The organism is Halalkalibacter urbisdiaboli (assembly GCF_002156385.1).
In the GTDB taxonomy this organism is placed as follows: Bacteria; Bacillota; Bacilli; order Bacillales; family Bacillaceae_D; genus Halalkalibacter_A; species Halalkalibacter_A urbisdiaboli.
Window position 1 is genome coordinate 47,704 of sequence record NZ_MVJM01000002.1, and the last position, 25,381, is coordinate 73,084.

Sequence of the window (25,381 nt, forward strand, 5' to 3'; positions counted from 1 at the left end):
GTATAGCATGTATGATCTTAGTATGTAAGGTTAAATATAGGCTTTATATGTGATACTAGTGTAAAAATCAGGAGTGAGAAACATGCAAATCGACTGTATTGGTGATATCCATGGCTGTTTTGATGAATTATCCTTATTAGTTGAAAAGCTTGGTTATGTGAAAAAGGATGACCTTTATCTTCATCCAGATGGCAGAAAGCTTGCTTTTATCGGAGACTTAACGGATAGGGGGCCACGTTCTTTAGATGTCATTGAACTCGTTTCCAAACTCGTTGAAGCCGGTCATGCCTTTTACGTCCCGGGCAATCATTGTGATAAGCTCTATCGTTACTTTCTTGGACGAAAAGTCCAACAAACGCATGGTCTTGAAACAACAGTAGCTGAGCTGCAAGCAGTTGACAATAGACGGTATAAAAAAATAAAAGCAGCCTTTATGAAGCTAATCGAGACGTCTCCACTTTATCAAGTTCTTGACCATAAACAGCTCGTAGTTGCCCATGCAGGGATTCAAGCGAAGGATATTGGTCAAACAACAAAGCGAGTCAAAACCTTTGTCTTGTATGGTGATATTACAGGTGAAACAAATCCTGATGGGACACCGGTTAGAAGAGATTGGGCTCAACATTATCAAGGAGATGCGTGGGTCGTTTATGGACATACTCCAGTTAAAGAAGCTCGCTTCGTTCACCGTACCGTCAACATTGATACAGGCTGCGTATTTGGCGGAAAACTATCCGCTTTACGTTACCCAGAGATGACCGTCGTTGATGTACCTTCAAGTCTGCCATATGTAGAAGAAAAATTCCGCAGTTTTGATTAATTTTTATACAGAAAAAGCCACTTATTGAAAAACCAATGAGTGGCTTTTTAGAACCTTCACCATATCATCTGGTAGGTCAGCTTGAAAGTGTAGTACTTCTCCCGTAAAAGGGTGGACAAATTTTACTTGGTGACAGTGTAAAGCATGCCTCTTAATAAAGGTTCTCTCTCCTCCATACAAATCATCTCCACATAGTGGATGTCCAATGTATGCAAAATGAACACGTATTTGATGTGTTCGGCCAGTTTCAAGTTTAACCGATACAAAACTCACCTGTTCTCCCTCGGCTACTACTTCGCAATGAGTAATAGCCCGTTTACCATCTTCTCTTACCTCACGTTCAATGATACTTTCTTCATTTCTCCCAATCGGTGCGTCAATGGTAAAGGTTTGACTTTCAAGTTTTCCGTGGACAATGGTTTGATAATAACGACTCAAATTTCCCTTTTTCTGTATTTTCGAAAGCCGATCATGAGCAAGTCGATGTTTGGCAACAACAAGTAAACCCGATGTGTCCTTATCTAGTCTATTCACCGCATGGAATGTTGATGAAATTCCTTCTCTGTTAAAATAACCAATCACCGCATTTGCTAATGTGTTCGTCCGATGTTCACGTGAAGGAATCGTGGCCATACCTGGTGGTTTATTAATGACCATTACATGCTCATCTTCATAAACAATAGTTAATGGAATATCCTCAGGAATAATTGAGTCACTAGGTATTTCTGGAGGTAAAGTAATAGAAACTACATCCGACGTATGTAAGATGGTTCGAACGGTTGCTTCTTTTCCGTTTACTTTAATTGTCCCTCCACCAAACTTAATATCAGCTAATGCTTTCTTAGAGATCTGTTGCTCTTCACGAAGATAACTCCTTAAAACATTCCCAGCATATGATTCATCCACTTGCCAATGGAGTTCAACAATCTTATGATCCACCGATAAATGACTCCTTTACTCGTTTCCAGAACGGAAACGGACGAAAACGTGCAAATCGTACCTTTTCCTCAGCTACTCGGCATTGAATCGATTTTACACGACGATGTTCTAATGTATAATGATCAATGGTTACCTGAACTTCCCTTTCATTTAACGGTTTTAGTAGACACGTATGATGCTGTGGAAGAACAAGTGGTGAACCGACTGTACGATACACACGATTATTAATTGACGCCATTTCTGCTACTTGAATTGATGCCAGTGACGGGTGTAAAATGGCACCTCCCAAAGCTTTATTATAAGCCGTGCTTCCTGAAGGTGTAGAGATACAAAGCCCATCCCCTCGAAAAATCTCAAACGTATCACCTTTAATTTCAACACTGCTGACCAGTGAACCCTCCATACTCTTTATCGTACACTCATTAAGTGCTAACAGACGTTCCGGTTCCTTTTGATCAATATGACGAATCACGACTTCTAGCAACGGGTATTCAACGATTTGATAAGGTGTTTTGGCAATATGAATAACCAGCTTTTCTACTTCATCTGGTACCCAATCGGCATAAAAGCCAAGATGACCTGTATGAATCCCAACAAATGCCGTATCCTCTAAACGATCGCTGTAATCATGAAATGCTTGTAATAGCGTACCGTCACCACCGATTGTAATTACCATCTCAGGGTCCTTCTCATCGTGGATTAGTCCGAAATCCAATAAATAACTCATCACTCGTTGCTGTAATGTATTAGAGAAATCATCTCCCCGAGATTTCACTGTGAACTTCATCAACATTCAATCCTTCCTAGACTTAAAGGTTTCGTCCTTGTTCTTGCTTTTGAATGATAATGGACTGTGCTTCACGAACCTCATCCCTGATAATCGATACTTCTTCGTCAAGCTTAAAAGCAGCTTCAGCAGCACGTAGTAAACGTGCCTTAATATCAACAGGAATTTCTCCACTATACTTATAATTAAGAGAGTGCTCAATTGTTGCCCAAAAATTCATTGCTAACGTACGTACTTGCAGCTCAACAAGAATTTTCTTTTCCCCTTCAATCGTCTGAACCGGATAACGAAGAACGAGATGGTAGGAACGATATCCACTTGGCTTTTTTTGATTTATATAATCGCGTTCTTCAATAATCTCAAAGTCACGACGTGTTCGAATTAGTTCTACAACTGTCTCAATATCTTCAACGAATTGCGTAACAATACGAAGACCAGCTAAATCCTGCATATCCTCAGCAAGACGATCAAGCGGAATATTTTTCCGTTTCGCTTTATCTAGAATACTAGATACTGGTTTTACCCGCCCCGTAACAAACTCAATCGGGGTATGCATAGAAGACTTCTGATATTGCTCGCGAATGCCTTTTAATTTTACTTTTAATTCTTCTACTGCCTGTTTATAAGGCGTTAGAAAAATGTCCCAATTGCTCATCTTACCACCATCCGTATTTTCTCTACTCTCTACTATTGAAATACTTCTCGAACGGCTTCCTCCATCACTTCTCCATAATTTCCATTACCTTCAATATTCTCAAGAAGAAAATCAAGTTCTTCATGAATATTTGTTAAAGGAAGCGTTACTTTTTTATTTAACACTAGCTTAAGATCACTCTTTTCCTTGTACGCCTGATATAGCACATTCCACGTCTCTTTCGGAAAACTCAAATAGTAAAAAGCCTTATCGTCTTCTAATATATAAACAAAAGCTAATCCATCTGAATCAACGAGCATCCGCTCCCCAGCTCTTAAAGAATCAGCTTGTTCATTCATAAGTTCTTCATCAACTGAAACAATATATTGTTCTTCTCGTTTTACGATTTTTGTCACGTTCAACTTTTGCATAATAACCTCCATCTTTCACTGAAAACCTATTACCTGAGGGCCCTAAAAAACCCCTTGAAAGTCACGCTAGGAAGCAGCAATGGCTCCACACGTTGCTTAGAGGGCACTGAAATAGGGAAAAGCACCCTTTTTCAGTGCCCTCTGTTACCTTTCTTTCTTTATATTACCATACTTTCCTCAAAGAGATATCACTGACAGTTAAAATCAATGAACACCTTCATTACTTTCTAATGGATCATTAAAGATTGAGGAGCGACTCACACTATGACATAATATGCAATAAAGTTAAATAGGAGGACGAAAAAATGGCACAAGAAATTGAAATTGAAGTAAAAACACTAATTAGTGAAGAAGCTTATAATAGATTCCTTCGCTCATTTAATTTCAGGAGTGATGATGCCGTTGTTCAGCATAATCACTATTTTGAAACAAAGAGCTTCTTATTAAAAGAAGCTCAAGCCGCATTACGTATCCGTGAGAAAAACGAGACCTTTACACTTACACTTAAACAACCTCATGAAACCGGACTATTAGAAACCCATCAATCATTGTCATCTGCGGAAGCCAAACGAGCCTTAAACGAAGCTCATTTGCCTTCTGGGGAAGTAGTACGTGCACTTAAAGAATTGAACATCCCTGTTGAGGAGCTTTCGCATCTTGGAACACTTACAACAAGTCGGATTGAATTTCCATATAAAGGCGGGAGTCTTTGCTTTGATAAAAGCGCGTATTTTGATGTCATTGATTATGAAGTTGAATTTGAGGGAACTTCACCAGAGCATGCTGAGACAACGCTAACAAGCTTATTACAAGAATTCAACCTTAAAACGCAACCAACTCCAAACAAAGTGAGACGCTTTTTCTCAAGAAAATTTCGTTAAAGATGAAGTGTGAAAATATACCGATTGTTGTTTGTTTTCCACTCTGTTATATTGGATCTAAGATATTCAGTATGAGGTGACATCATGGATTTATCATTTTTACAAAAAATTAATGGGTTTTCTTCCTTGCAAACTAGTTATCAGCCTCTGTCTCAGCAATCTGCGATGTTTCAAAACATGTTTTCCTCTTTCTTGCAGGAGCAAATGAGTACATTGCAGCTTGGGACAACCTCGTCTGAAAGAAGGATGGATTTATTTCTTGACCCATCTATCAAACAACGTATCGATGCCTTACAGGATTCTCTTAAGCTACCAGTGACAAGTTCTAATGCCTCAAGTAGTTGGCACACTGCTTTATCCGACCGTGAGTCTCGATTTCAACCGTTGATTCAAGCAGCAGCTAAAAAATATAATTTAGACCCTAAACTTATTTATTCCGTCATTAAACATGAATCCAATTTTAATCCAACAGCTAGGAGCCATGCTGGCGCAACTGGACTTATGCAATTAATGCCTGCGACCGCCCGAAGCTTAAATGTTCAAAATATTTTTGACCCCCAACAAAACATTGACGGTGGCGCAAAATATTTAAAACAAATGCTTGAGCGATATAACGGGGATATTAAGCTTGCACTTGCAGCCTATAATGCAGGCCCTGGGAATGTGGATAAATATGGTGGGATTCCTCCATTCAAGGAAACTCAAAATTATGTACCTAAAGTGTATAATACGTACTTAAATGCTTAAAGAAAAAACACTAAAGCCCCAGCTTAACAATCGGTAGATGTTAAGTTGGGGCTTTTTTTATTGGATTTTGCGTTCCTCAAAGCAGGTCTACTCTTCCCTAATATTACCAAATATTATAAGAGCTTAATTTTGGATCGTTCAGAATATTTGCTGTTAACGTGCTTGATTGCTACAATATGAACATAGAATGAAATACGAAGGAGATACATATGAGTCAATCGTCCCAAACCCCTTTTGACGTCCTCGGTGGTGAAGCTGTCTTATCACGGCTTGTAGATACGTTTTACAGCTACGTCTCAGAGCACCCTGAGTTATCACCTTTATTTCCAGAGGATTTAACTGAAACAGCTCGAAAACAAAAACAATTTTTAACCCAGTTTTTAGGTGGGCCTCCTCTATATACTGAGGAGCATGGTCACCCCATGCTCCGAGCTCGACACATGCCTTTTGTGATTACACCTCGTCACGCTGAAGCTTGGCTGAGCTGTATGAAGCAGGCAATGGATACAGTAGGAATCGAAGGGGTCATTCGCGACTATATATTAGAAAGATTAACAATGACAGCACACCATATGGTTAATCATCAAGAACATTCGTAAGAGAAAGGAGAATGACCATTGGAACCAAGGAAACCTCGTACATCTTGTGATAACGAAATTGGCGTTTGTGGTCTAGATCCTGAACATCCATTTGAACCGAAAAAACAAAAACCTCTTGAAATATATACATTTATTGACCCTCTTTGTGCAGAATGTTGGTCTTTTGAACCTTTATTAAAAAAGCTTCAAGTTGAATATGGCTCTTATTTTCGGATTCGAGTGATTATAGCTGGAAGACTTAAATCATGGAATTTCTGTCAAGAAACAAAAAAAGGCGTTGCCCGTAAAAGCGAACTTGCTATGGTCTGGGAGAAAATCGCATCTCAAACCGGAATGTCTTGTGATGGTGACGTATGGTTTGAAAATCAATGGTCCTCTCCGTACTTAGCATCGATTGCCATTAAGGCTGCTGAGCTGCAGGGCCCGCATGCAGGTGCAAGGTTTTTAAGAAAAATGAGGGAATTTCTATTTCTTGATAAACAAAATATTACAGACGAAGATATTATCGTTCAATGTGCGGAAGCAGCTAACCTTGACATGGAAGAGTTTAAAAAAGATCTTGAGTCACCATTGGCTGAAAAAGCATTAAAGTGCGACTTAAAAACAACAAATGAAATGGATGTAAACATGGTTCCGACATTTGTGTTCTTTAATGATAACGTTGAAGAGGAAGGTGTAAAGGTAACCGGCTTTTACCCATACCATGTTTATGTTGATTTAATCAAAGAGATGCTCGGATTCGAGCCTAAGCGAGCTCCCCGAATTACACTTGAAGCCTTTTTAAAACGTTATTTATTTGTTGCAACAATCGAAGTAGCGGTTGTTTTTGATATGAGTGAAGAAGAAGCTGAAAAGGAGCTAAAAACACTTGTATTACAACAAAAGGTTGAAGCCGTTCCTGTTAAATACGGTACTTTTTGGCGTTATTTAGGATAAGCATTATTATAAGAAGAGCCCTCCTGTATGGTGCTCTTTTTTTAGTTGTCTTAATTGTAGATGTTTGGTCATATACATCATAAAAAAGTCTAGGAGTTGACGAAGATGATTCGTGTGAGAACATTCATTGGTATTTGTTTCATTCTTGTCTCCATTTATTTTTATCTGCTCGCTCTCATGCACATGTTTCCTCTTTATTTTGCAGGTCCTCTCCTGTTCTTCTCGATCCTGTTTACGTTAAAGCCATTGTCGAACCGTAAGCGGTTTAAGGGCTTTAAAGGGTTTAATGGAAGAGCTTAACTATGTAAAGAGGTTGTAACAAAGGTCTATTTTTGCCTTTGCTACAACCTCAAAGCAAAAGAAACACTTTTTATCGTTCGTTTAGGAGCTCTTCCATCTCTACTAACGTCTGTTCAAAAAGCGACATTGCTTGCTCAATAGGCTCAGACGACGTCATATCAACCCCGGCATGCTTTAACACCTCAATAGGATAATCAGAGCTACCAGCCTTTAAGAAGTCAAGATAACGCTGAACTGCAGGTTCTCCTTCTTCGAGTATTTTTTTCGATAGAGCCGCTGCTGCACTGTAACCAGTTGCATATTGATAGACATAGAAATTGTAATAAAAGTGCGGAATTCTCGCCCATTCTAAACCAATTTCTTCATCGATAACAAGCTCTTCCCCAAAATATTTCTTATTAAGACCATAATAGATTTCTGTTAATAGTTCAGGAGTCAGTGCTTCACCATCAGCAGCCTTCTCATGAATCGCTTGCTCAAATTCAGCAAACATCGTTTGACGGAATACTGTCCCTCTAAACCCTTCTAAGAAATGATTAAGTAAGTATAATTTCTCTTTCGGATCTTCTGTCTGTTTCACCATATAATCGTTTAATAATGATTCATTTAGCGTTGAAGCTACTTCTGCCACGAAAATCGTATAATCTCCATATAAATATGGTTGGTGTTTGCGAGTATAATAGCTATGCAAACTATGACCAAATTCATGAGCAAGTGTAAATAGATTATTCACATTATCTTGCCAATTCATTAGAATATATGGCATCGTTCCATAAGCACCTGATGAATAAGCACCGCTACGTTTTCCGACGTTTTCTTCAACATCAACCCAGCGCTTCTCAAATCCAGATTTGAGTGTGTCTACATATTCTTTCCCAAGAGGCTCTACCCCTTTTATAACAAGTTCCTGTGCCTTTTCATATGGGATTTCCATCTTTACATCCTTGACTAGAGGTGTATACAAGTCATAAAAATGAAGTTCATCTACACCGAGAACCTTTTTACGAAGCTTGATATAACGTTGTAACAAATGTAAATTGTCATTAACCGTTTTAACGAGCTGATCATAGACGACTTCAGGAATATGATTTTTACTTAGAGCTGCTTGACGGGCTGAATCGTATTTGCGTACCTTTGCATAAAATAAATCACGCTTCACTTGCCCACTTAACGTTGAAGCAAAAGTATTTTTATATTTATCATACGTACTGTAAACTGCTTTAAAGGCATCTTCACGAACTCGACGGTCATCGCTTTCTAAAAAACGAATAAAACGTCCGTGTGTCACTTCAACCTCTTCTCCGTTTTCATCTTTTATCGTTGGAAACTTTAAGTCGGCATTGTTCAGCATTCCAAAAGTATTGCTTGGCGTGCTCATGACTTCACTAGCTTGAGCTAAAATGGCTTCCTCAGCCTCTGATAAGACATGTGCTCTCTCTTCATTTAGCTCTGCGAACATTTGTTTATAAAGTTTGAGCCCTTCATGTTCTTCTAGATAACGATTAATCGTTTTTTCCTCAATTGCTAGCAGTTCCGGAACAATAAAAGAAGCTGCTTGACCGACCTGGGAAGCTAGGCTTGCTGCTCGGTCATTAATGCCTTGATAGTAAGAGTGAGTCGTATCCTGATCATAGCGCATATGTGCATATGTATAGAGACGCCCCAGTCTCTCTGTTATTTCATTTTGCTTTTCTAAAGCGTTGTATAACGTGTCTGCTGATTCAGCTAATTTCCCTTTAAAAGGTTCGAGCTCAGGGATGAGTTCACGAATCATTTGAAATTCTTTTTCCCAATCTGCATTTGTTGCAAAAATCGCCTCTAAATCCCATGTCTTTTCAACGGGTATGTCTTGACGCTTTGGCACTTGAGTTGCCATATAGACGAACACCTCCAAAAATCATTCAATACAGTATATCTTTTAACTTACCTATTTATACATTCTACCTCCTTCCTTAAATCCCTTTATTTAGATTACTTCACTCATCTATCACGACAGGTACATTCTTTTGATTAAATATAATCATTAAGTTTTCATCTTTTTTTTGAGCATCTTCTAAAGATACAGGTACTTTCAATTCACATTTTCGATAAAATTGATGGTCAGTCAATGAATAATCCAAAAAGTCAATTGATACGAGCCAAAACAAATAAGCTTCTAACGTATGTTCAAGTGAAACTTGAGTTTTTCTAAGCGTAATTATATTCCTTCTTATGAATGGTTGAATCCAGTTAAGGAGCAGTCGAATTGAGAATGGTGCGTGGAGAGGACGAGAACCAAGACATTCAAGGAGAAGAATTGTTTGCCATAGGTAAGGTGCTGTTTCAAGATAATCATAATATCGAGTCGGCCAGCCTGCTTCACTTGGATAGTGGCCAAGTGGTATGTTTTTCTTGTAAAGCAACTGTTGGAAATATTTTTGTGCTTTTGATGGATATAAGTGGGGGGTATTATAACGCCAATGTTTTTTCTGTACAAGCCAGAGGTCTTTAGGTAAGGGTTTTGATTCGCCAGGTGAGAACAATTGTGTAAGCGTGAATTTATCGAAGGGAATTTCTTGAAGTCTTCCTAGAGATTGAACGGAAGAGTACGGAGTTATTTGCTGAAGAATATTCCATTTTGTAGAGTTTGGACAATAGAAAAATAGTTGCTTTTCGTTTAGCTCTGTATAACGTAAGGCTAACCACTCAAATGCCTTAATTGAGAATGCATAAGGCCCGACTCTATTTAAGCGTGTTCCACCTAATATCCAAATCGGGTTTATGCCAATTTGAGAATACCCATTTGTTCTTTTTTCAATGAGTTCTGGTGAAATTACTGAGCATTGAAATTCAATCGCATATAATTGCTTTTGGTGCTTAATTAGTAAATCCGGTCGTTGCCGAATAAGTGGTAAATACACTTCAAGTGCTACTTTTACTTGCTGTTTTTTTAACCAGTGGTAAATTTGAGATTTTCCAGATAGATGATACGCTGATTCAGCCTCAAGTTGAATTTTACAGGCTTTATCCTTCTCATGTGCAAAATGCCATTGAATTTTCGAACCAAGTTTTAAACGAACAGATGCTTGACAAGCTGGACAATAAAAATTTACTCTTTTACGAAGTTGCTTTAATTCGTCCACATTCCATGGTTCAGCCATTGAAATTAGAATGCCATTTTCAGTTTTTGCTGTTAACATAACCCACCTCCTTAAATTCTCATAATAAATTCTATCCCCTTTCTTAAAAAACCTTCAAAAAGTAAAAAATTGGTCAAAAAAACATGTTAATTTTTACTTAGAAACCCAAGGTCACAAACCGACCGGCCATTCTCTTCGCTCGCTGCTCACCGAAACGAGTAGACCGCTCGTTCCGGTCGAAAGACAAGCAGCGGCTCCGTTCTTTTTTTATGAAAAAACCCAAGGTCACAAACCGACCGGCCATTCTCTTCGCTCGCTGCTCACCGAAACGAGTAGACCGCTCGTTCCGGTCGAAAGACAAGCAGCGGCTCCGTTCTTTTTTTATGAAAAAACCCAAGGTCACAAACCGACCGGCCATTCTCTTCGCTCGCTGCTCACCGAAACGAGTAGACCGCTCGTTCCGGTCGAAAGACAAGCAGCGGCTCCGTTCTTTTTTTATGAAAAAACCCAAGGTCACAAACCGACCTTGGGTTTCTATAGTAATGGGGAGAGGAGTCTTGATGTGGATTCAATGATTCTGTGATAAATAGAGCGATTTTTAAATAGTTCATAGCTAATTTGGTTCGAGTGCTCTAAATCATATACAAAATCACTGACTAAGGTTGTTACACTTTTTGTTCGATAAAGGTACGCATTGACTTCAAAATTCAGATGGAAGCTACGCATATCCATATTCGACGTTCCTATTGAAGCAATTTCATGGTCAACAATAATGTATTTACTGTGCATAAAACCGCGATTGTATTCATAAATTTTCACACCTGTTTCCAATAACTCTGGGAAATAAGAACGTGATGCGTGAAAAACAAGACGCTTATCTGGTCGGTTTGGAACTAACAAACGAACATCAATCCCACTTAAAGCTGCAATTTTCAATGCGCTTAAAATATCATCATCAGGAATAAAATACGGGCTTGCAATCCATATTGACTTTTTTGCTGAAGTAATCATCGAGAAAAATAGCTTTTTATTTATCTCCCAACGTGTATCAGGTCCACTCGCAATCATTTGTACTCCGCCATCAGGCTTTAATGAAGCTAATGTAGGTGATAAATAGCGTGGACTTAAAATGGTTTCACCCGTTTGATAAAACCAATCCTGTAAAAAAACCAATTGTAATGAACGCACAACTTCTCCTCGTACATAAAGATGTGTGTCCCGCCAATAACCGAAATACTTGTGCTTCCCAAGATACTCATCTCCAATATTTAGGCCCCCTACAAAACCAACCACTCCATCAATCACTGCAATTTTGCGATGATTACGATAGTTAATGGTATGTGTTAAAAAAGGGAGCTTCACTGGTGAGAAAGAAACCATCTGAACACCAGCCCCACGTAATTCTTGGATATACGCTTTCGATAATTTCCAGCTCCCGACAGCATCGTATAGGAAGCGAACCTCGACTCCTTCATTTGCCTTTTCTATAAGGATATCTTTTAATTCATGCCCAAGATCATCATTTCGAACGATATAATATTCAAGATGAATATGGTGCTCTGCCATACGTAGCGCCTGGAGAATATGTGCATACGTTTCTTTCCCATCTGTTAATACTTTTGTCTCACTCGCAAACGATATCGGATTGTTTCCTAGCTTATGAGCAAGCCGAAATAAGAGCTGCTGATGCCCTCCCATTTTTCGCAATTGATCTTCATCCAACTGCCGTGACCCTTCGATTTTGTGAAAAGCTTGCTCATCCAAAATTGCTTTTTTAGAAAATGTTCGATTTTTACGATGATTTTGCCCAAACATTAAGTAAAAGATAAATCCAACAATCGGAAAGACCGCTAAAACAATTAGCCAGGTTAACGTTTTGGTCGGATGTCGATTTTCAAGGAAAATAACAACACCTATAAATATACAGGATAGTGTAACTAACACACTAATTGCACCAACAAACCACCCTCCCCAGTACCCCTTTGTCATATATAAAATCACTAATACGAAAGAGAGGAATGCTAAGATGTTTATATTGTTTTTCATCGTTCTTTCTCCCCTACAAACCATTCTGTACTCTATTATAAAAAAATAGAGCCGATTTCTCACGAAAATCGGCTTCTACACTTCATGTTAGCGCTTTGCAAATGACTTTCTTAATACGCTTAATGCGCTTTCTCCAACAATTTCTTTACCGTATTCTCTAATACGATAAATGGAAACATCAGATTCAAAGCCATATTCAAGCATTTGACTTAGCATATCATCTTGTTCATCTTCATTATAGGTTTCATCGTTAAAGACCACATGCAAGTAATAACGTCCCTCAAAATGATAAAGTTCATTTTCCAAATCATCTACAAAGAAGTTATGGCTAAGTGCAATAATGTCTTCAAAATCTTTAAAGCTGATAATCAATTCTAGATGGTCAGCTTCTTCATCAAAATCATCTGTATCGTCTGACATCAAATCAACAAGATTTTGTTCGATATCATTCTTATCCTGTCCTACTGGTATTTCCAGGCGAACGTTCCCATCTGACACTTGCCCTCTTGTCACAACAATTTCTAAACCCTTATCTAAAGCATGAACTTGAATCCATAAAGGTCCATCTAATTCAAACTCATCTCTATCATTAGCTTCGTTCATCATTTCGAAGAAGAGCTCTTCTCCACGCTCACGATTGTACCAAATCTCATCCCTGTCAAAACCTCGGTCCTCAATATCTTTATACGTAATAAAGAATTTAATTGTCGTCTCATTAACGCGTTCAATATCCATTTCGCTCTCCCTCCTGTCATTTTGATTCTAATGGAGAAGAACTTCCATTAAAAACATACATATTTACTTCATTACCCTTTTTCTAGGTTTTCAACCCTGACTAGAAATAAGATATTCAGAAAGAGCTTGTTCTTTCTGTTATCTCTATTTTATGATAAAACCTTTGAAAATGGAAATCTTAAAATTTGGATTTAATTAGATTTTTCAGAAAATAACCTTATACTACTTAAAAAATCCAAAAAAAACAGATTCATCCTCGCTTTTTTATCATAAAATTCATTCCTAATCAATATACGTTTCTTATACGGGTTTTAAGAGACAAGCCTCTTATTAACTTTCTATTCTCAATGATCACCATATGAAAAGTCAAGATTGAATATTAATAAAAATTCAAAGAATTTAAAAGGATGATGCAAAACATGGACACTGAATTTATCATTTCTCTTCTGACAATCATTGGAGTCGACATCATTCTCGGTGGTGATAATGCAATCGTTGTCGCTCTAGCTTGTCGAAACTTACCCGTACATATTAGAAATAAAGCAATTGTTCTCGGGATAACGTTAGCTCTGTTTATTAGGATGGGACTCACCGTCGTTGCGGTCGAACTTCTTGAAATCCCATTTCTACTTGCGATTGGAGGGGGCCTGCTTATCTTTATCGCATATAGCTTATTATCCGAACAAGATGATGAAGCAAATATTGATGGGGGTACAAGTCTATTAAGTGCAATAAAAGCGATCGTCATTGCAGACTTTGTAATGGGATTTGATAACGTAATAGCTGTTGCTGGGGCTGCTCATGGCAATAAGGTACTTGTAATGATTGGACTTATAGTCTCAGTACCGATCATTATTTGGGGAAGCAAATTAATTTTAAAAGCATTCGATCAGTTCCCTATTATCATTTATGTCGGAGCTGGTATTCTCGCTTTTACTGCTACTCGAATGATTACACATGAAGAAATGCTTGCACCATTATTTATCCATCACCCTATGTTTAAAATCGGATTTCAAATCGCTGTCATAAGTGGAGTCCTTCTCTTTGGTTGGTTAACCAAGCAAAGAAAACAAACGTACTCCTAATATAGAAAGCCTTCTACAAATCAGTTTGTAGAAGGCTTTTATTAATTGACAAGGCGTTGAGCCTCTTGTAAGTGGAATGTACGGACTTTTCTAGGTAAGAAACGGCGAATCTCCGCTTCATTATACCCTACTTGTAGCCGCTTCTCATCTAAAATAATAGGGCGACGAAGTAATCCTGGATTTTCACTAATGATTTTAAATAATGTTTGTAAAGGTAAATTTTCAAGTTCCACATTTAATTCTTGAAAAACCTTTGAACGAGTTGAAATAATTTCATCAGTTCCATCTTCCGTCATACGGACAACTTCCTTTACTTCTTCAACTGATAAAGGGGATGAAAAAATATTTCGTTCTTCAAATGGTATATTATGTTCCTCTAACCATGCCTTTGCTTTACGGCATGAAGTACAGCTTGGTGATGTTAATAATGTAACCATCTTTGGACCTCTCCTTCCAGAATTTGAGATCTATGACGAACAAGGTTGTAAAATCTTATAGATTATCAACTTATATTATATAAGATCGTTAAACACTTGTATAGACATATGAAAAAAATAATTGAACAAATATTAAACAACATACGACAATTTATATCTACTCTGTTATTTCCTTTAAACTTTACCCTAATAACTCTATCATAAACCTTTTTATCGAAAAAAAATACCTTTTTAAACATAAATGTTTATTTAGTCACAACTTTATAAAATCCCCATTTTCCACTCATACTTGTCGCGTAATCGTCACACGTTAATAGATGTACCCAAATTTGAGAATCCTTACAAATGATGGACTCTACATAAAACAACATCAGTTTAACTAGGAGATGAAGATGTTGAAGACACACGCTTTAGTCATTATCGTCCTTTTATTTACAGCCTGTTCAACAGAAGACATAACGAATGAACAAATCGATAAACAAATCACGCTCGTTGAGACGGAAACGATTAAACAATCTCCTCTTCAGCAGAATATTGAATTGTCTTCCGGTCAAATCATCCCTCATACAAAAATTCCTTTGTTTACTTCACTCCCTCTTGAAGTAACAGATGTTCATGTAAATGTGGGAGAAAAGGTTCAGCGGGGTGACATACTTTTAACACTTAATGACGAAAAAATAAGGTACCAAGTAAACCAAGCAAGAGAGGCGGTAAATGAACTTGAAAAAGGTTTAAATGAGGCCATCCAATTTAATCAAACAATCAAGAATAATGTTACAGATATCAAAGCCCTCGAAGATGATATAAGGCAGTCAATTGAACAATCACAAGCATTAGTACAATCGTTTTCTTCAGAGGAGGAAATCCCACTCCTAAATATTTTACAATCATCGTTAGAAGTATCCATAAAACAAGCTGAACTGACACAGAAAGCAGGGTTTCTGAGCCAAGCAATTCCAATTAATACGTTTGAGATAGAAGCTCAATTAAAAAATGCAAAAGAAAATCTACGACAAGCAGAAGAAACTTTAGAAGCAACAAAATTAACAGCTCCAATTACTGGTGTTGTTGCTCAACTTGATGCTGTCCAAGGTCAAACAATACTACCTAACCAACCTATTGTCCTAATTGCAGACTTAATGCAAATGAACGCAACCTTTTCTGTAAACAACTATCAAATGATGCAACTTCAACAAGGAATGAAAGCTCAAATCAACGTACCAGGTTTAGCTGAACCAGTAACAGGTGAAATCAAAACGATTTCCCCATTAGTTAATCCTGAAACTAATTCTTTTGTCGTTCAAATTCCTCTCAATAATGAAGATTTAGTTTTAAAAGGTGGAATGCGTGTAACAGCTCAGGTCCATATAGAGGAAGTTAAGGACTCTCTCGTCATTCCTACGGAAGCTTTGTTATTTGGGGAGGATGGACCCTATACCTTTGTTGTCAAAGGGACTCAAGTTAGACGGCAACCCGTAAAATTAGGTGTAAGAAATAACAACCTCCATCAGGTCATTTCTGGTTTAAACAGTGGAGATCTCGTTGTTACGACTGGTAAACATCGTCTTGTCGAAGGTTCTGAAATAAAAATCCGAAGTGAGTGAGCACATTATGAATGTAGTAAAATTATCAGTTTTACGTCCAGTAGCCATGTCCATGTTTATCCTATTATTACTCATATTAGGGATTGTCTCACTTCGTAATTTGCCCGTGGATCTCTTTCCAGAACTCACCTTTCCTGTTGTCGCTGTCACAGCCTCCTATGAGGGTGCGGGTCCAGAGGAAATTGAACAGCTCGTTAGTCGGCCATTAGAAGAGGTGTTGTCAAGTATACCTAATGTCGAATCTATTTCTTCTACATCTCGGACAGGTGGATCACTTATTTTAGTTTCCTTTAACTGGGGTACCGACATAGACTTTGCTACTTTAAACATGCGTGAAAGGATAGACCAAATTCGTGATGTGTTACCAACTGAGGTTGCTACGCCTCAAGTCTTACGTTTCGATCCTAGTCTTTTGCCGATCGTACGACTTGGAATTACTCAAACTGGTGTAGATTTAACAGAAATAAAAAAACTGATTGAATCTGAGATAAAGCCAAGGATAGACTCCATTGAGGGTGTAGCTGCTGTTCAAATTGAAGGTGGAGCCGAAAGAGAAATTCAACTAACTGTTGATCCAACTAGATTAGCTACTTATGGCCTAACATTAAATCAATTACAACAAATCGTAGCTAGTGAAAATATAAATGTACCTGGAGGTCAAATTACGGATGCCAACCAAACGCTACCTATTCGAATCACCGGTGAGTTTACATCCATTTATGATTTAGAACAATTGCCAATTGCTACGAATGAAGGGCTTGTTTTATTGGAAGAGCTTGCCGATATACGTGAAGTTTCCACAACTCAACAAGAAAGCTATCTAAACGGAGAAGCGGCTATTGGTTTAGCTATTTTGAAAGCATCTGGTACAAATACAGTCACAGTTGCTAGAGGGATTCATAAAGAAATAGAGGAATTAAAGCAACAACTCCCGGATGAAATTGATATTCGTTCAATTTTTGATCAAAGCCGCTTTATTGAACAATCAATTCGAGCTGTTGCTTGGAATATTCTCCTTGGAAGCATTCTTGCGTCCGTTGTGCTTTATTTATTTTTACGTAACATTCGAAGTACGCTTATTATTGGTTTATCTATTCCAATTTCAATTACAACAACTTTTTTGTTTATGTTCTTTTACGGAGAAACTCTTAATGTCCTGACGCTAGGAGGGTTGGCACTTGGTGTAGGGATGATGGTTGATAATGCCATCGTTATTTTAGAAAATGTTTATCGAAAGCGCCAACTTGGCCAGAAATTAAAGGAAGCTTCCATATCAGGAACAACAGAAATCGGTGGCGCTATAATTGCTTCTACTTTGACGACTGTCGTTGTCTTTCTTCCAATTGTTTTTGTAGAAGGTCTCGCCGCTCAATTATTTAAGCCATTAGCTATCACTGTATCCTTCTCTCTAATCGCTTCATTAATCACAGCTTTAATTATAGTCCCCCTTTTATCTTCTATATTTATGGAGGTGAGCAATGAAGCATCCGCTTTCCAAAGGGGCTTTGAACGTACAAGAAGCAGTTATAACCGTTTGTTAAAATTCTCATTAATGCGGCCAAAATCAGTTATTATTACAGCACTGCTATTCCTTTCAGCTGCTTTAGCATGTATTCCGTTACTTGGAACCGAATTTCTACCTGCACAAGATCAAAGTTTTGTGAGCATTGATGCAAGACTTCCCGTAGGAGCGTCTCTTGAAGAAACCTATAATATTTCCAAGGAAATTGACGAAAGAATTCGATCCATTCCAGAAGTCGACATCGCTTTTGTAACTGTGGGTGGAACTGATAATTTCACTGTAAGTGCAGGTTCGCAAACAGAAAGGGCAACATTCAACCTTTTACTAACAGATATCCGTGAACGGCAGCGTTCAGATTTAGAAGTTGCCGAAGATGTAAGAAACCGACTTTTAGATATCCCGAATGTGTCAATAAAAGTTTCCGCTAGTGAGACAGGACTAACGGAGTCCCCCATTTCAATTACAATTAAGGGTCCAGATTTATTAACATTACAGCAACTGTCGAGCGAACTTATTGAGCTTATCTCGACAGTTGAAGGTGTTCGAGAGCCTTCATCTAACTATAATAACGGTAGTCCAGAAATAACCGTTTCAATTAATCGCCAGACTGCAGCCTCTTATGGCTTAAGTAGTGTTCAAATTGCTAATACAATAGGGAATGCGACAAAAGGTTTGATTGCGACAAAATTAGCTCGAGATGGACAGGAATTTAATGTTCGATTAAAAGTTGAGGAGAGATATACCTCCTCTGTTGAGCAATTGGAACAACTTTTAATTGAAACCCCATTAGGTGAAGAAATTCCATTAGCAACTGTCGCAGATGTCAAAAGAGGACAAGGTCCGAGTACAATTAGACGCTCTGATCGTTTACGTGAAGTAACGATTACAGCATCTTTACTAAATCGAGATTTAGGTAGCGTTATTTCTGACATTGAAACGAAAATCAAAGAAGATATTCAGCCTATCCTACCAAGTGGTTACCGTATTACCTTCGGTGGACAAAACGAACAAATGAACGATGCCTTTTATAAGCTTAGTGGTGCAATTGCTCTTGCAATTGTTCTTGTGTATATGGTAATGGCAGGGAGATTTGAATCTTTTTTTTACCCGTTTATTATTATGTTTTCAATTCCTGTTACTGCAATCGGTGTGATTTTAGGGTTATTATTAACTTCTCAACCATTAGGAGTTGGTTCACTTGTTGGCATCCTTATTTTAACAGGGATTGTCGTTAACAATGCTATTGTGCTTGTCGACTATATTAATACACTAAAAAAAGAAGGCTACGCGACTTATGATGCCATTATTGAAGCAGGCCCTACAAGGTTACGTCCAATATTAATGACAGCCTTAACTACGATTCTCGGGCTCATTCCATTGACACTAGGTTTTGGAGAAGGGACAGAGATCCAACAACCAATGGCGATTGTTATCGTATTTGGATTAGCGGTCTCAACCTTTATCACCTTAATATTAATACCAGTTATCTATTTCTGTGCGGATAAACGTAAGAGCAGAAAGACTGTAACCTTGCCCTAAAAATAAAAAAAGGTTGTTCCAAAGAGTTTTAACCTTTTGGAACAACCCGAAATAATGTTAGAAGCCTAACGATGAATTGGTTTCTCATCCCTTAGATTTTTTTTAAGATAACCCTTAACGAGGCCACTGAAAAAACCTTGAAAGTCACGCTAGGAAGCAGCAATGGCTCCGCACGTTGCACGCCTGCTACAGGCTTTTTTAAAAGATGGCAACAGCTCCGCACATTGCTTAGAGGGCATTGAAAAAGGGAAAAGCACCCTTTTTCAGTGCCCTCCCCTTAACCCGTTGTTCTTCTTGATGATTGAGGTAATGGACTTCGTTTCGATTTCTCTTTCCAATTCTTCACGTTTTTCTTTAAGAAATCCTTTAACATCTCACGCTTTTTCTTTTTTTGTTCTTGCTTTTTCTTCATTTTCATATGGAAACACCACCTTTATTCATTGGCGTTCCGGAGGACTTATAGACTTGACTGTTCTTTCTCTTCGTCATAAGTTAGCACTTGGTCTACCGCTTCATATGAGGCACCATAAAGTTCTTCGTCCTTATACGTATGAATATTTTCATACGTATGCTTCATTTTTTCATAAATGCTATGCTCGGACTCATCACTTGGTGACCAGTATAATATTTCTAAGACGTTAATTTCGTTCGTTGCAAGAGAGCGTCGTCGGTAGCCAATTGATTCTGCGTGTTTAAAGCCCTCACGGTTATAAAAATTTAAACGTTTTTGTGTGTCTGTATCTTCGTAATCAATAGGTTCAACTTCCAAAATAATCGGTTTCCCTTTTGCTTTTAATTGATTGAGCAACTTTCTCCCTAATCCCTGTCCACGGGCCTCCTTCGAAACAAACAAATAATCGACAAAAATGAAATCATCTGTTTCTACGTACATCATAACATGATTTTGTCCTTCATCCTTATGGTAAATGTCTGCTTTTTCTTTAAGAAGCAGATCCATATGCTCTTTCGATTTCATTTCTTCTATCGGAAAATATTGATTTAATTTTTCGTACCAATTCAATGTTATGACCTCCACACATTGTAGTTACTATTATTATATGCTTGATGTGATAAAGGTTAAACTTTATCATTTCCGTAAATAAAGGTAAGAACATCCTTTTATCATACTTACCTAAGGTTATGTAACGGACACTTAAAATCTCATCCAAATACTTAAGGATGCTAATAAAAAAGCGTGCACAGCAATGGCTCCGTTCGCAACGCATTGCATAAAGGCTGTGCCAAAAGGTTAAAAAACAACCTTTTGGCACAGCCTCTTCTATGGTTTATAATTAACACCTTCTGTATACCTGTTCGAAGCATTCCATAGTAAAAATTCTTGAATTCCGTGTTCATGTAAGGCACGAATCTGTGCCTCCACTTCCTCTTTACCATATTTTTTGTAATTGCCCTTCCCTAACCAGCTAGCTGTAAAATCTTGTATCCATGGTCTAGAGGTTGGTCGATTTTCCAATTTATCTAGCACTTTGTTTTCTACCTTAGCGTATTCACTTGTTAATTCATATGGATAGAGGTCAGGCTTATCAATACCAAAATAAGGTGTCCAGTGACTAGGATAAATCATTGAAGATATAACATCGACATTCTCTGAAATTTTCGAGAAGTTTTGACCAATCCCTGGTGCTTCTTCAATCGTCGCAGAATAACCAAAAATGTCAACTGAAACATCAACATCAAATGAAGATAGTTCTTCTTTCGCATAAGCAACAAAATCAGTAACAGCCTGAACACGACGTTTAACTTTGTTATCTCCGTCTGTATATTCGCCTAACTGATAATCGAGCTGTTCATCACGGCGTTCAAAGCCTTCAGGAAATCGTACATAATCAAATTGAATTTCTTTAAATCCCATTTTTGCTGCTTCCTTTGCAATGTCCACATTGTATTCCCATACTTCTTTTACAAAAGGGTTTACAAAGGATTCACCTCGACCATTTTTCCATACTTGGCCATTTTCGGTAAAGGATAATTCGGGACGCTCATTGGCTAATTGTGTATCTTTAAATACAACGACCCGAGCGATAGGATAGATGTTATTTTTTTCTAATGTTTTTAACAACTTTTCAGTATCTCCGATATATTTTTTTGAGATACCAAAAAATGGTGAATCCTCTTCCGGACGATACGTTAAATGACCAAAATCATCTTTAATGTCAATGACCATTGCATTTAGTTCGGAATGATTAACAAGCTCAAGTAAGCTGTTAAATCGTTCCCCTCCCGCCGAATTACCAGTTACATATACACCGCGAACTCCATCTTCTGGATATGAAAAATGATATCCAGAATCAAATGTAAAGCGTGCCATTTGATCTGGTAAAGAAAGCAGAGTGCGATTCATGGATTTAGTTTGATGGTTTTTCACAGATACTTGTTCGTTTGCATGAATCACTAAAGGTGAAACCACTGCTATTACCATAATCATGAGCACAAAAACCACTTTTTTCCCCATATTTACTCACAGCCTTTTCTCTGGTTTTGTGTCCTCACTGTTAGTGTATGTACTAGTCCTCATCTTTAGCATCCCAATCTTCAGGAAGTGGTTCCTCAAGTTCCATTAGCAATTGTTTCCTTTTAATATCTAACTGTTCTTTATGCCAGCTAAATTGTTCTTTATTTAATAAAAATTGTTTCCCATCGAAAACAGCTTTAATGTGTCCAAGTTGAATTTGTTCAACTATATAATCTTCCGTAACACCTAAATATGTGGCTAGCTCTTGTATACTTACATACATAAGACTACCTCCCATCAAATTATAACGGTTTATGACGAAACTTGTCATTAAAAATCAGAAATGACCTAAGCAATGACTTACCTGTTCAAATCGACAAAGAGTAGAGATTTGTAATTCAGACAAAAAAATAGGTGTCTAAAGGTTATACTCCTTTAAACACCCTTTCTTTAGGCAGAGATCGGAAGGATATGCATAAAGATTAAAAAGAAGTGAAGAACACTCCCTGCAAGAACAAAAACATGCCAAACAGCATGGTGAAATTTAAAGCCACGCCACACATAAAAGATTGTACCTAATGTGTAACATAGGCCTCCGGCAATTAATAAACCGATTCCCGCCACTGATAATGCTTCCATCATTGGCTTTATAGCAAAAATTGCCAACCACCCCATGAGTATATAAAACAAAGTTGACATGAATAAAAATCGTTTAACAAAATATGCTTTAAAAACAATTCCTATAGTTGCCAAACCCCAAACAATTCCAAATAGAGTCCAGCCTAATTTACCTTGAACAACAATAAACATGATAGGTGTATACGTTCCTGCAATAAACAAGTAAATGGACGCATGATCAAAAATTTCAAATAAATTTTTGATTCTTCCCTTTGGCAAGCTATGAAGCATAGTTGATGAAAAGTAAAGCAAAAGCATCGTAACCCCATATATGGTGAAACTAACAATGTGCCAAGCTGTTCCATGCAAACTGGAGAACACGATTAATAAAACTAAAGCAGCTAAGCTTAATAAGATCCCAACTCCATGAGTGATAGCATTGGCAATCTCTTCTGATTTTGAAAAAGTATGTGTTGTACCCATCATCCGCTCCTTTCAGCTTACTATTCATTATATCAGAAATGAATGGATTTAACCGCTTGATAAGAAAAGTTTTATAGCACGAACATGTAATTTTTCCAAACGATGACAGTTGCATCGGACAAACACCATTTATATAATAGTAAAAATACATTCTACACTAAAGGAGGTCGGGCAATGTGAGATATGTAACGCTGTCTCAACTATTTGAGCATCCTATTACACAAAAATATGTTAAACGTTCTGGAATGGCACACGCAATTGCCTGCGCCTACCATGCGTTTCGTTTAGCGAAGCAATTTCAAGTAAACCCAGACCATGCGACTAAAGCGGCCTTTCTTCATGATATTGGGCATTACACATGGTATCGTAACGGGCAATGGGATTATGATTTATATAAGGAAAATGATATCCATGCTATAAAGGGAGCCGAACGGGCACATAAGCTTCTAATACGATTAGGCGAGCATCCCCGAGCTGCAAAAGCGATTGCTCTTGCAATATTATTACACACCGATTCGTACTTGCCAAAAGGACATCTCCATTTAGATCCTCTACAGAGAGTTGTTGCTTTAGCAGACGAAGCTGATGAAGAGCCAAGCGGAGATCATCACTATCGGCAAATATCTGATGCCCGAGCACGTAAAATGCTTGTTGCTCTCGACCGAAAAGTTGAAGATGCTTTACTTTCTTGGGAGAGTATTGATGAACAAAGTGGTTAAAGGTAATGAAAGACTTAGTGATTATATATACAAAAATTACACCGACCTTTTTATGAGAGTTTTGTTCGTTTTAGGGCACACTTTCATATAAGGTCTTTTGTTTTTTTAAAAGGAGGTCATAGGCAAATGGTATTTATTTTGTTTATATTAGCTGCTATTGTCACCGTTTTTGCAGCAATTAAACTCTCTACATATGCGGATACAATCGGAGAAAAAACTTCTTTAGGTGGAATGATTGTTGGCACGATATTCTTAGCAGGTGCTACCTCTCTTCCAGAGGTTACTACAACTGTTTCAGCTATCGTCCTAGACACACCAGACATTGCCATTGGAAATGTGTTCGGAAGCAATATGTTTAATCTTTTAATCATCGCTTGTTTTGATTTATATTTTCGAAAGAACCAAATTTTCCAATCTGCAGAAAAAACTCATTTTTACACAGCTAGCCATGGTCTGTTGCTAATCATCGTCGCTTTATTAGCCTTAACGATTCGTGTTGACTATTCTATCCTTGGTATTGGTATTGATATTTGGTTATTGCTTGGAATATATGCATTCGGAATGTGGGTGATTTCAACCGTTTCGAAAAAGCAATCTGAGAATCAATCCGATTCAAACTCGAATGAAAATGTACCTGACGTTTCAGCCATCCCGTTAAAACGGGCGATTATAGGCTTCATTATTGCGGCTATTTTCATTATGGGAGCAGGAACATTATTAACCGTTACTGGGGACGAAATTGCTGTTGTTACTGGACTTGGCGCTAGTTTTGTCGGCAGCTTTTTAATAGCTTTAACAACATCCTTACCCGAAGCAATCTCCGTTCTAGTTGCTTTACGACTCGGGAATAATAATTTGGCACTTGGCTCAATCCTTGGAAGCAATCTCTTCAATATTCTTATCCTTGGTTTAGCTGACATTCTTTATCGACAAGGTCCGATTTTATTAGCTGTATCAACAGTCCACCAAATAACAGCCTCTGCAGTTGGTATTCTTTCAGTTGTTGTGCTTTACTCACTGATTAGAAACCCACAACAAAATGCTATAAGATACGCCTTACCTTCAGCAGCCCTCGTTTTCCTCTATTTTATATCCTCTTATTTAATATTCATTCAATAGCAAAACGTTCTACTTAAAAGGGGTGGCTCAAAGGCATAAAGCGGGCACAGCAATGGCTTCGTCCACTACGCGCCTTACGATGAGAACCCCACTCATCGTAAGGCTTCTAAAAGATGTAGCGACTACGCTCATTGCATGAAGGCTGTGCCAAAAGATTAAAAAACAACCTTTTGGCACAGCCTCTTCAATTATCGAAATATAACTAAATCTTCCATCATGTCATACGTTAGCCCGCCATTAATTCTTTGCACGATGATCCCATCTTCATCAATAACAATGGTTGTCGGGATACCGATGATTTGGTATTGCTTTAACAGCTCTCCGTTTTCATCTAATAACACATCAAAAGGAGCTCTAAAATGATTTAGGAAAGGTTGGATCTCCTTTTTACTTTTCTCCTGGCTTGTCATATTAATCGCAAGAAATACCCCACCTTGCTTTTTAATCCGCTTTTCCATCTCGACAATGATCGGCATTTCTTCCTGACATGGTGGACACCATGTTGCAAAAAAATTAATAACGACTGGCTTTCCTTCAAAATCTGAAAGCGCCACTGTATCCCCTCGTAACGTTTGTAACTTAAAGGGAACTGCTTCATTGCCTACTTGGACTCCTGATTGTACAGAAGCTGCTACCGCTTCCTCCACTTGTTCAAATACACTTTTCGATTGACTATACATAAAGCCAACACCACATAAAAGGACGATTAACACACTACGATAAAATGCTTGACGACTTTTCATCCTTCATTCCTCTCTTCGTTCAAGATGTTATAATGTAACGTATGTCCAAACAAGCAAAATCATGC

The 25,381-nt window shown here is 37.9% G+C and carries 26 protein-coding genes; 11 read left to right on the forward strand and 15 right to left on the reverse strand.

All coding sequences use genetic code 11. The annotated features are described in order from the left end of the window. Positions 1-82: 82 nt before the first annotated feature. On the forward strand, positions 83-820 hold the full coding sequence (gene prpE, locus B1R93_RS08140; RefSeq protein ID WP_088103489.1) for a bis(5'-nucleosyl)-tetraphosphatase PrpE: 738 nt from the start codon (positions 83-85) through the stop codon (positions 818-820). Positions 821-841: 21 nt separating this feature from the next. Here the strand turns inward: prpE and B1R93_RS08145 are convergent, their stop codons facing one another. Genes B1R93_RS08145 through B1R93_RS08160 form a run of 4 tightly spaced genes read right to left on the reverse strand, consistent with a single transcriptional unit; the run spans position 842 to position 3,611 of the window. Then, positions 842-1,759 (reverse strand): RluA family pseudouridine synthase, encoded by a 918-nt coding sequence (locus B1R93_RS08145; protein ID WP_088103490.1) that lies wholly within the window; start codon positions 1,757-1,759, stop codon positions 842-844. Continuing rightward, complete coding sequence (locus B1R93_RS08150; RefSeq protein WP_088104622.1) at positions 1,749-2,549, reverse strand: NAD kinase; 801 nt, start codon at positions 2,547-2,549, stop codon at positions 1,749-1,751. The genes B1R93_RS08145 and B1R93_RS08150 overlap by 11 nt, the downstream gene beginning before the upstream one ends. Positions 2,550-2,568: 19 nt before the next feature. Continuing rightward, complete coding sequence (yjbM, locus tag B1R93_RS08155) at positions 2,569-3,201, reverse strand: GTP diphosphokinase (RefSeq protein WP_088103491.1); 633 nt, start codon at positions 3,199-3,201, stop codon at positions 2,569-2,571. Positions 3,202-3,233: 32 nt separating this feature from the next. Continuing rightward, positions 3,234-3,611, reverse strand: coding sequence for a UPF0738 family protein (locus B1R93_RS08160; protein ID WP_088103492.1), 378 nt, complete (start codon positions 3,609-3,611; stop codon positions 3,234-3,236). Positions 3,612-3,916: 305 nt separating this feature from the next. Between B1R93_RS08160 and B1R93_RS08165 the strand changes: the two genes are divergently transcribed. From B1R93_RS08165 to B1R93_RS08185, 5 genes are all read left to right on the forward strand, one after another. Beyond that, positions 3,917-4,492: a CYTH domain-containing protein gene (locus B1R93_RS08165; protein ID WP_088103493.1), complete on the forward strand. Its 576-nt coding sequence runs from the start codon at positions 3,917-3,919 to the stop codon at positions 4,490-4,492. Between the two features lie 84 nt (positions 4,493-4,576). Then, positions 4,577-5,239 carry a lytic transglycosylase domain-containing protein gene (locus tag B1R93_RS23640; RefSeq protein WP_088103494.1) on the forward strand — a complete coding sequence of 221 codons (663 nt, stop codon included), beginning with the start codon at positions 4,577-4,579 and terminating at the stop codon, positions 5,237-5,239. 209 nt (positions 5,240-5,448) lie between these two features. Beyond that, entirely contained in the window at positions 5,449-5,838 is a 390-nt protein-coding gene (locus B1R93_RS08175) for a globin domain-containing protein (RefSeq protein ID WP_088103495.1), read from the forward strand. An 18-nt stretch (positions 5,839-5,856) separates the two neighbouring features. After that, complete coding sequence (locus tag B1R93_RS08180) at positions 5,857-6,774, forward strand: ClpXP adapter SpxH family protein (RefSeq protein ID WP_088103496.1); 918 nt, start codon at positions 5,857-5,859, stop codon at positions 6,772-6,774. 105 nt (positions 6,775-6,879) lie between these two features. After that, positions 6,880-7,074: a hypothetical protein gene (locus B1R93_RS08185; protein ID WP_088103497.1), complete on the forward strand. Its 195-nt coding sequence runs from the start codon at positions 6,880-6,882 to the stop codon at positions 7,072-7,074. 70 nt (positions 7,075-7,144) lie between these two features. On the opposite strand, the gene pepF is transcribed toward B1R93_RS08185, so the two are convergent. The 4 genes from pepF to mecA all read right to left on the reverse strand — a co-directional run bounded on the left by pepF (position 7,145) and on the right by mecA (position 12,974). Next, positions 7,145-8,950 (reverse strand): oligoendopeptidase F, encoded by a 1,806-nt coding sequence (pepF, locus tag B1R93_RS08190; protein ID WP_088103498.1) that lies wholly within the window; start codon positions 8,948-8,950, stop codon positions 7,145-7,147. A gap of 100 nt (positions 8,951-9,050) precedes the next feature. Beyond that, the gene (locus B1R93_RS08195) at positions 9,051-10,253 is read right to left on the reverse strand and encodes a competence protein CoiA (protein ID WP_088103499.1); all 1,203 of its coding nucleotides are present in this window, start codon (positions 10,251-10,253) and stop codon (positions 9,051-9,053) included. A 474-nt stretch (positions 10,254-10,727) separates the two neighbouring features. After that, positions 10,728-12,239, reverse strand: coding sequence for a cardiolipin synthase (cls, locus tag B1R93_RS08200; RefSeq protein ID WP_088103500.1), 1,512 nt, complete (start codon positions 12,237-12,239; stop codon positions 10,728-10,730). Positions 12,240-12,326: 87 nt separating this feature from the next. After that, positions 12,327-12,974, reverse strand: coding sequence for an adaptor protein MecA (gene mecA, locus B1R93_RS08205; protein WP_088103501.1), 648 nt, complete (start codon positions 12,972-12,974; stop codon positions 12,327-12,329). Positions 12,975-13,393: 419 nt separating this feature from the next. Here mecA and B1R93_RS08210 point away from each other — a divergent pair, with 419 nt between their 5' ends. Further along, positions 13,394-14,059, forward strand: coding sequence for a TerC family protein (locus tag B1R93_RS08210; RefSeq protein WP_088103502.1), 666 nt, complete (start codon positions 13,394-13,396; stop codon positions 14,057-14,059). Between the two features lie 41 nt (positions 14,060-14,100). On the opposite strand, the gene spxA is transcribed toward B1R93_RS08210, so the two are convergent. Further along, a complete protein-coding gene (spxA, locus tag B1R93_RS08215; RefSeq protein ID WP_088103503.1) occupies positions 14,101-14,496 on the reverse strand; it encodes a transcriptional regulator SpxA in 396 nt (131 codons plus the stop codon). 392 nt (positions 14,497-14,888) lie between these two features. Between spxA and B1R93_RS08220 the strand changes: the two genes are divergently transcribed. Both B1R93_RS08220 and B1R93_RS08225 read left to right on the forward strand, forming a co-directional pair. Further along, positions 14,889-16,100: an efflux RND transporter periplasmic adaptor subunit gene (locus B1R93_RS08220; protein WP_165763768.1), complete on the forward strand. Its 1,212-nt coding sequence runs from the start codon at positions 14,889-14,891 to the stop codon at positions 16,098-16,100. A gap of 7 nt (positions 16,101-16,107) precedes the next feature. Further along, positions 16,108-19,161, forward strand: coding sequence for an efflux RND transporter permease subunit (locus B1R93_RS08225; RefSeq protein WP_088103505.1), 3,054 nt, complete (start codon positions 16,108-16,110; stop codon positions 19,159-19,161). A gap of 277 nt (positions 19,162-19,438) precedes the next feature. Here B1R93_RS08225 and B1R93_RS22965 read toward each other — a convergent pair whose 3' ends face one another. From B1R93_RS22965 to trhA, 5 genes are all read right to left on the reverse strand, one after another. Continuing rightward, on the reverse strand, positions 19,439-19,579 hold the full coding sequence (locus B1R93_RS22965; protein ID WP_165763763.1) for a hypothetical protein: 141 nt from the start codon (positions 19,577-19,579) through the stop codon (positions 19,439-19,441). A gap of 39 nt (positions 19,580-19,618) precedes the next feature. Then, positions 19,619-20,182 (reverse strand): GNAT family N-acetyltransferase, encoded by a 564-nt coding sequence (locus tag B1R93_RS08230; RefSeq protein ID WP_088103506.1) that lies wholly within the window; start codon positions 20,180-20,182, stop codon positions 19,619-19,621. Between the two features lie 258 nt (positions 20,183-20,440). Further along, positions 20,441-21,634 carry a putative glycoside hydrolase gene (locus B1R93_RS08235; RefSeq protein WP_088103507.1) on the reverse strand — a complete coding sequence of 398 codons (1,194 nt, stop codon included), beginning with the start codon at positions 21,632-21,634 and terminating at the stop codon, positions 20,441-20,443. 52 nt (positions 21,635-21,686) lie between these two features. Further along, a complete protein-coding gene (locus B1R93_RS08240; protein ID WP_088103508.1) occupies positions 21,687-21,917 on the reverse strand; it encodes an excisionase family DNA-binding protein in 231 nt (76 codons plus the stop codon). 167 nt (positions 21,918-22,084) lie between these two features. Then, a complete protein-coding gene (gene trhA, locus B1R93_RS08245; RefSeq protein WP_088103509.1) occupies positions 22,085-22,735 on the reverse strand; it encodes a PAQR family membrane homeostasis protein TrhA in 651 nt (216 codons plus the stop codon). A gap of 176 nt (positions 22,736-22,911) precedes the next feature. Between trhA and B1R93_RS08250 the strand changes: the two genes are divergently transcribed. Next, positions 22,912-23,454, forward strand: coding sequence for an HD domain-containing protein (locus B1R93_RS08250; RefSeq protein WP_088103510.1), 543 nt, complete (start codon positions 22,912-22,914; stop codon positions 23,452-23,454). 126 nt (positions 23,455-23,580) lie between these two features. Next, entirely contained in the window at positions 23,581-24,573 is a 993-nt protein-coding gene (locus tag B1R93_RS08255; RefSeq protein WP_088103511.1) for a sodium:calcium antiporter, read from the forward strand. 188 nt (positions 24,574-24,761) lie between these two features. Here B1R93_RS08255 and B1R93_RS08260 read toward each other — a convergent pair whose 3' ends face one another. Then, the gene (locus B1R93_RS08260) at positions 24,762-25,316 is read right to left on the reverse strand and encodes a TlpA disulfide reductase family protein (protein WP_088103512.1); all 555 of its coding nucleotides are present in this window, start codon (positions 25,314-25,316) and stop codon (positions 24,762-24,764) included. Positions 25,317-25,381 lie beyond the last annotated feature (65 nt).

Coding starts and splice junctions, on each gene's coding strand:
- B1R93_RS08255 (WP_088103511.1), top strand. CDS start 23,581: ATGGTATTTATTTTGTTTATATTAGCTGCTATTGTCACCGTTTTTGCA.
- B1R93_RS08235 (WP_088103507.1), bottom strand. CDS start 21,634: ATGGGGAAAAAAGTGGTTTTTGTGCTCATGATTATGGTAATAGCAGTG.
- spxA (WP_088103503.1), bottom strand. CDS start 14,496: ATGGTTACATTATTAACATCACCAAGCTGTACTTCATGCCGTAAAGCA.
- B1R93_RS08225 (WP_088103505.1), top strand. CDS start 16,108: ATGAATGTAGTAAAATTATCAGTTTTACGTCCAGTAGCCATGTCCATG.
- B1R93_RS23640 (WP_088103494.1), top strand. CDS start 4,577: ATGGATTTATCATTTTTACAAAAAATTAATGGGTTTTCTTCCTTGCAA.
- B1R93_RS08165 (WP_088103493.1), top strand. CDS start 3,917: ATGGCACAAGAAATTGAAATTGAAGTAAAAACACTAATTAGTGAAGAA.
- mecA (WP_088103501.1), bottom strand. CDS start 12,974: ATGGATATTGAACGCGTTAATGAGACGACAATTAAATTCTTTATTACG.
- prpE (WP_088103489.1), top strand. CDS start 83: ATGCAAATCGACTGTATTGGTGATATCCATGGCTGTTTTGATGAATTA.
- B1R93_RS08220 (WP_165763768.1), top strand. CDS start 14,889: ATGTTGAAGACACACGCTTTAGTCATTATCGTCCTTTTATTTACAGCC.
- B1R93_RS22965 (WP_165763763.1), bottom strand. CDS start 19,579: ATGAAAATGAAGAAAAAGCAAGAACAAAAAAAGAAAAAGCGTGAGATG.
- B1R93_RS08240 (WP_088103508.1), bottom strand. CDS start 21,917: ATGTATGTAAGTATACAAGAGCTAGCCACATATTTAGGTGTTACGGAA.
- trhA (WP_088103509.1), bottom strand. CDS start 22,735: ATGGGTACAACACATACTTTTTCAAAATCAGAAGAGATTGCCAATGCT.
- B1R93_RS08185 (WP_088103497.1), top strand. CDS start 6,880: ATGATTCGTGTGAGAACATTCATTGGTATTTGTTTCATTCTTGTCTCC.
- B1R93_RS08175 (WP_088103495.1), top strand. CDS start 5,449: ATGAGTCAATCGTCCCAAACCCCTTTTGACGTCCTCGGTGGTGAAGCT.
- cls (WP_088103500.1), bottom strand. CDS start 12,239: ATGAAAAACAATATAAACATCTTAGCATTCCTCTCTTTCGTATTAGTG.
- B1R93_RS08210 (WP_088103502.1), top strand. CDS start 13,394: ATGGACACTGAATTTATCATTTCTCTTCTGACAATCATTGGAGTCGAC.
- pepF (WP_088103498.1), bottom strand. CDS start 8,950: ATGGCAACTCAAGTGCCAAAGCGTCAAGACATACCCGTTGAAAAGACA.
- B1R93_RS08160 (WP_088103492.1), bottom strand. CDS start 3,611: ATGCAAAAGTTGAACGTGACAAAAATCGTAAAACGAGAAGAACAATAT.
- yjbM (WP_088103491.1), bottom strand. CDS start 3,201: ATGAGCAATTGGGACATTTTTCTAACGCCTTATAAACAGGCAGTAGAA.
- B1R93_RS08260 (WP_088103512.1), bottom strand. CDS start 25,316: ATGAAAAGTCGTCAAGCATTTTATCGTAGTGTGTTAATCGTCCTTTTA.
- B1R93_RS08195 (WP_088103499.1), bottom strand. CDS start 10,253: ATGTTAACAGCAAAAACTGAAAATGGCATTCTAATTTCAATGGCTGAA.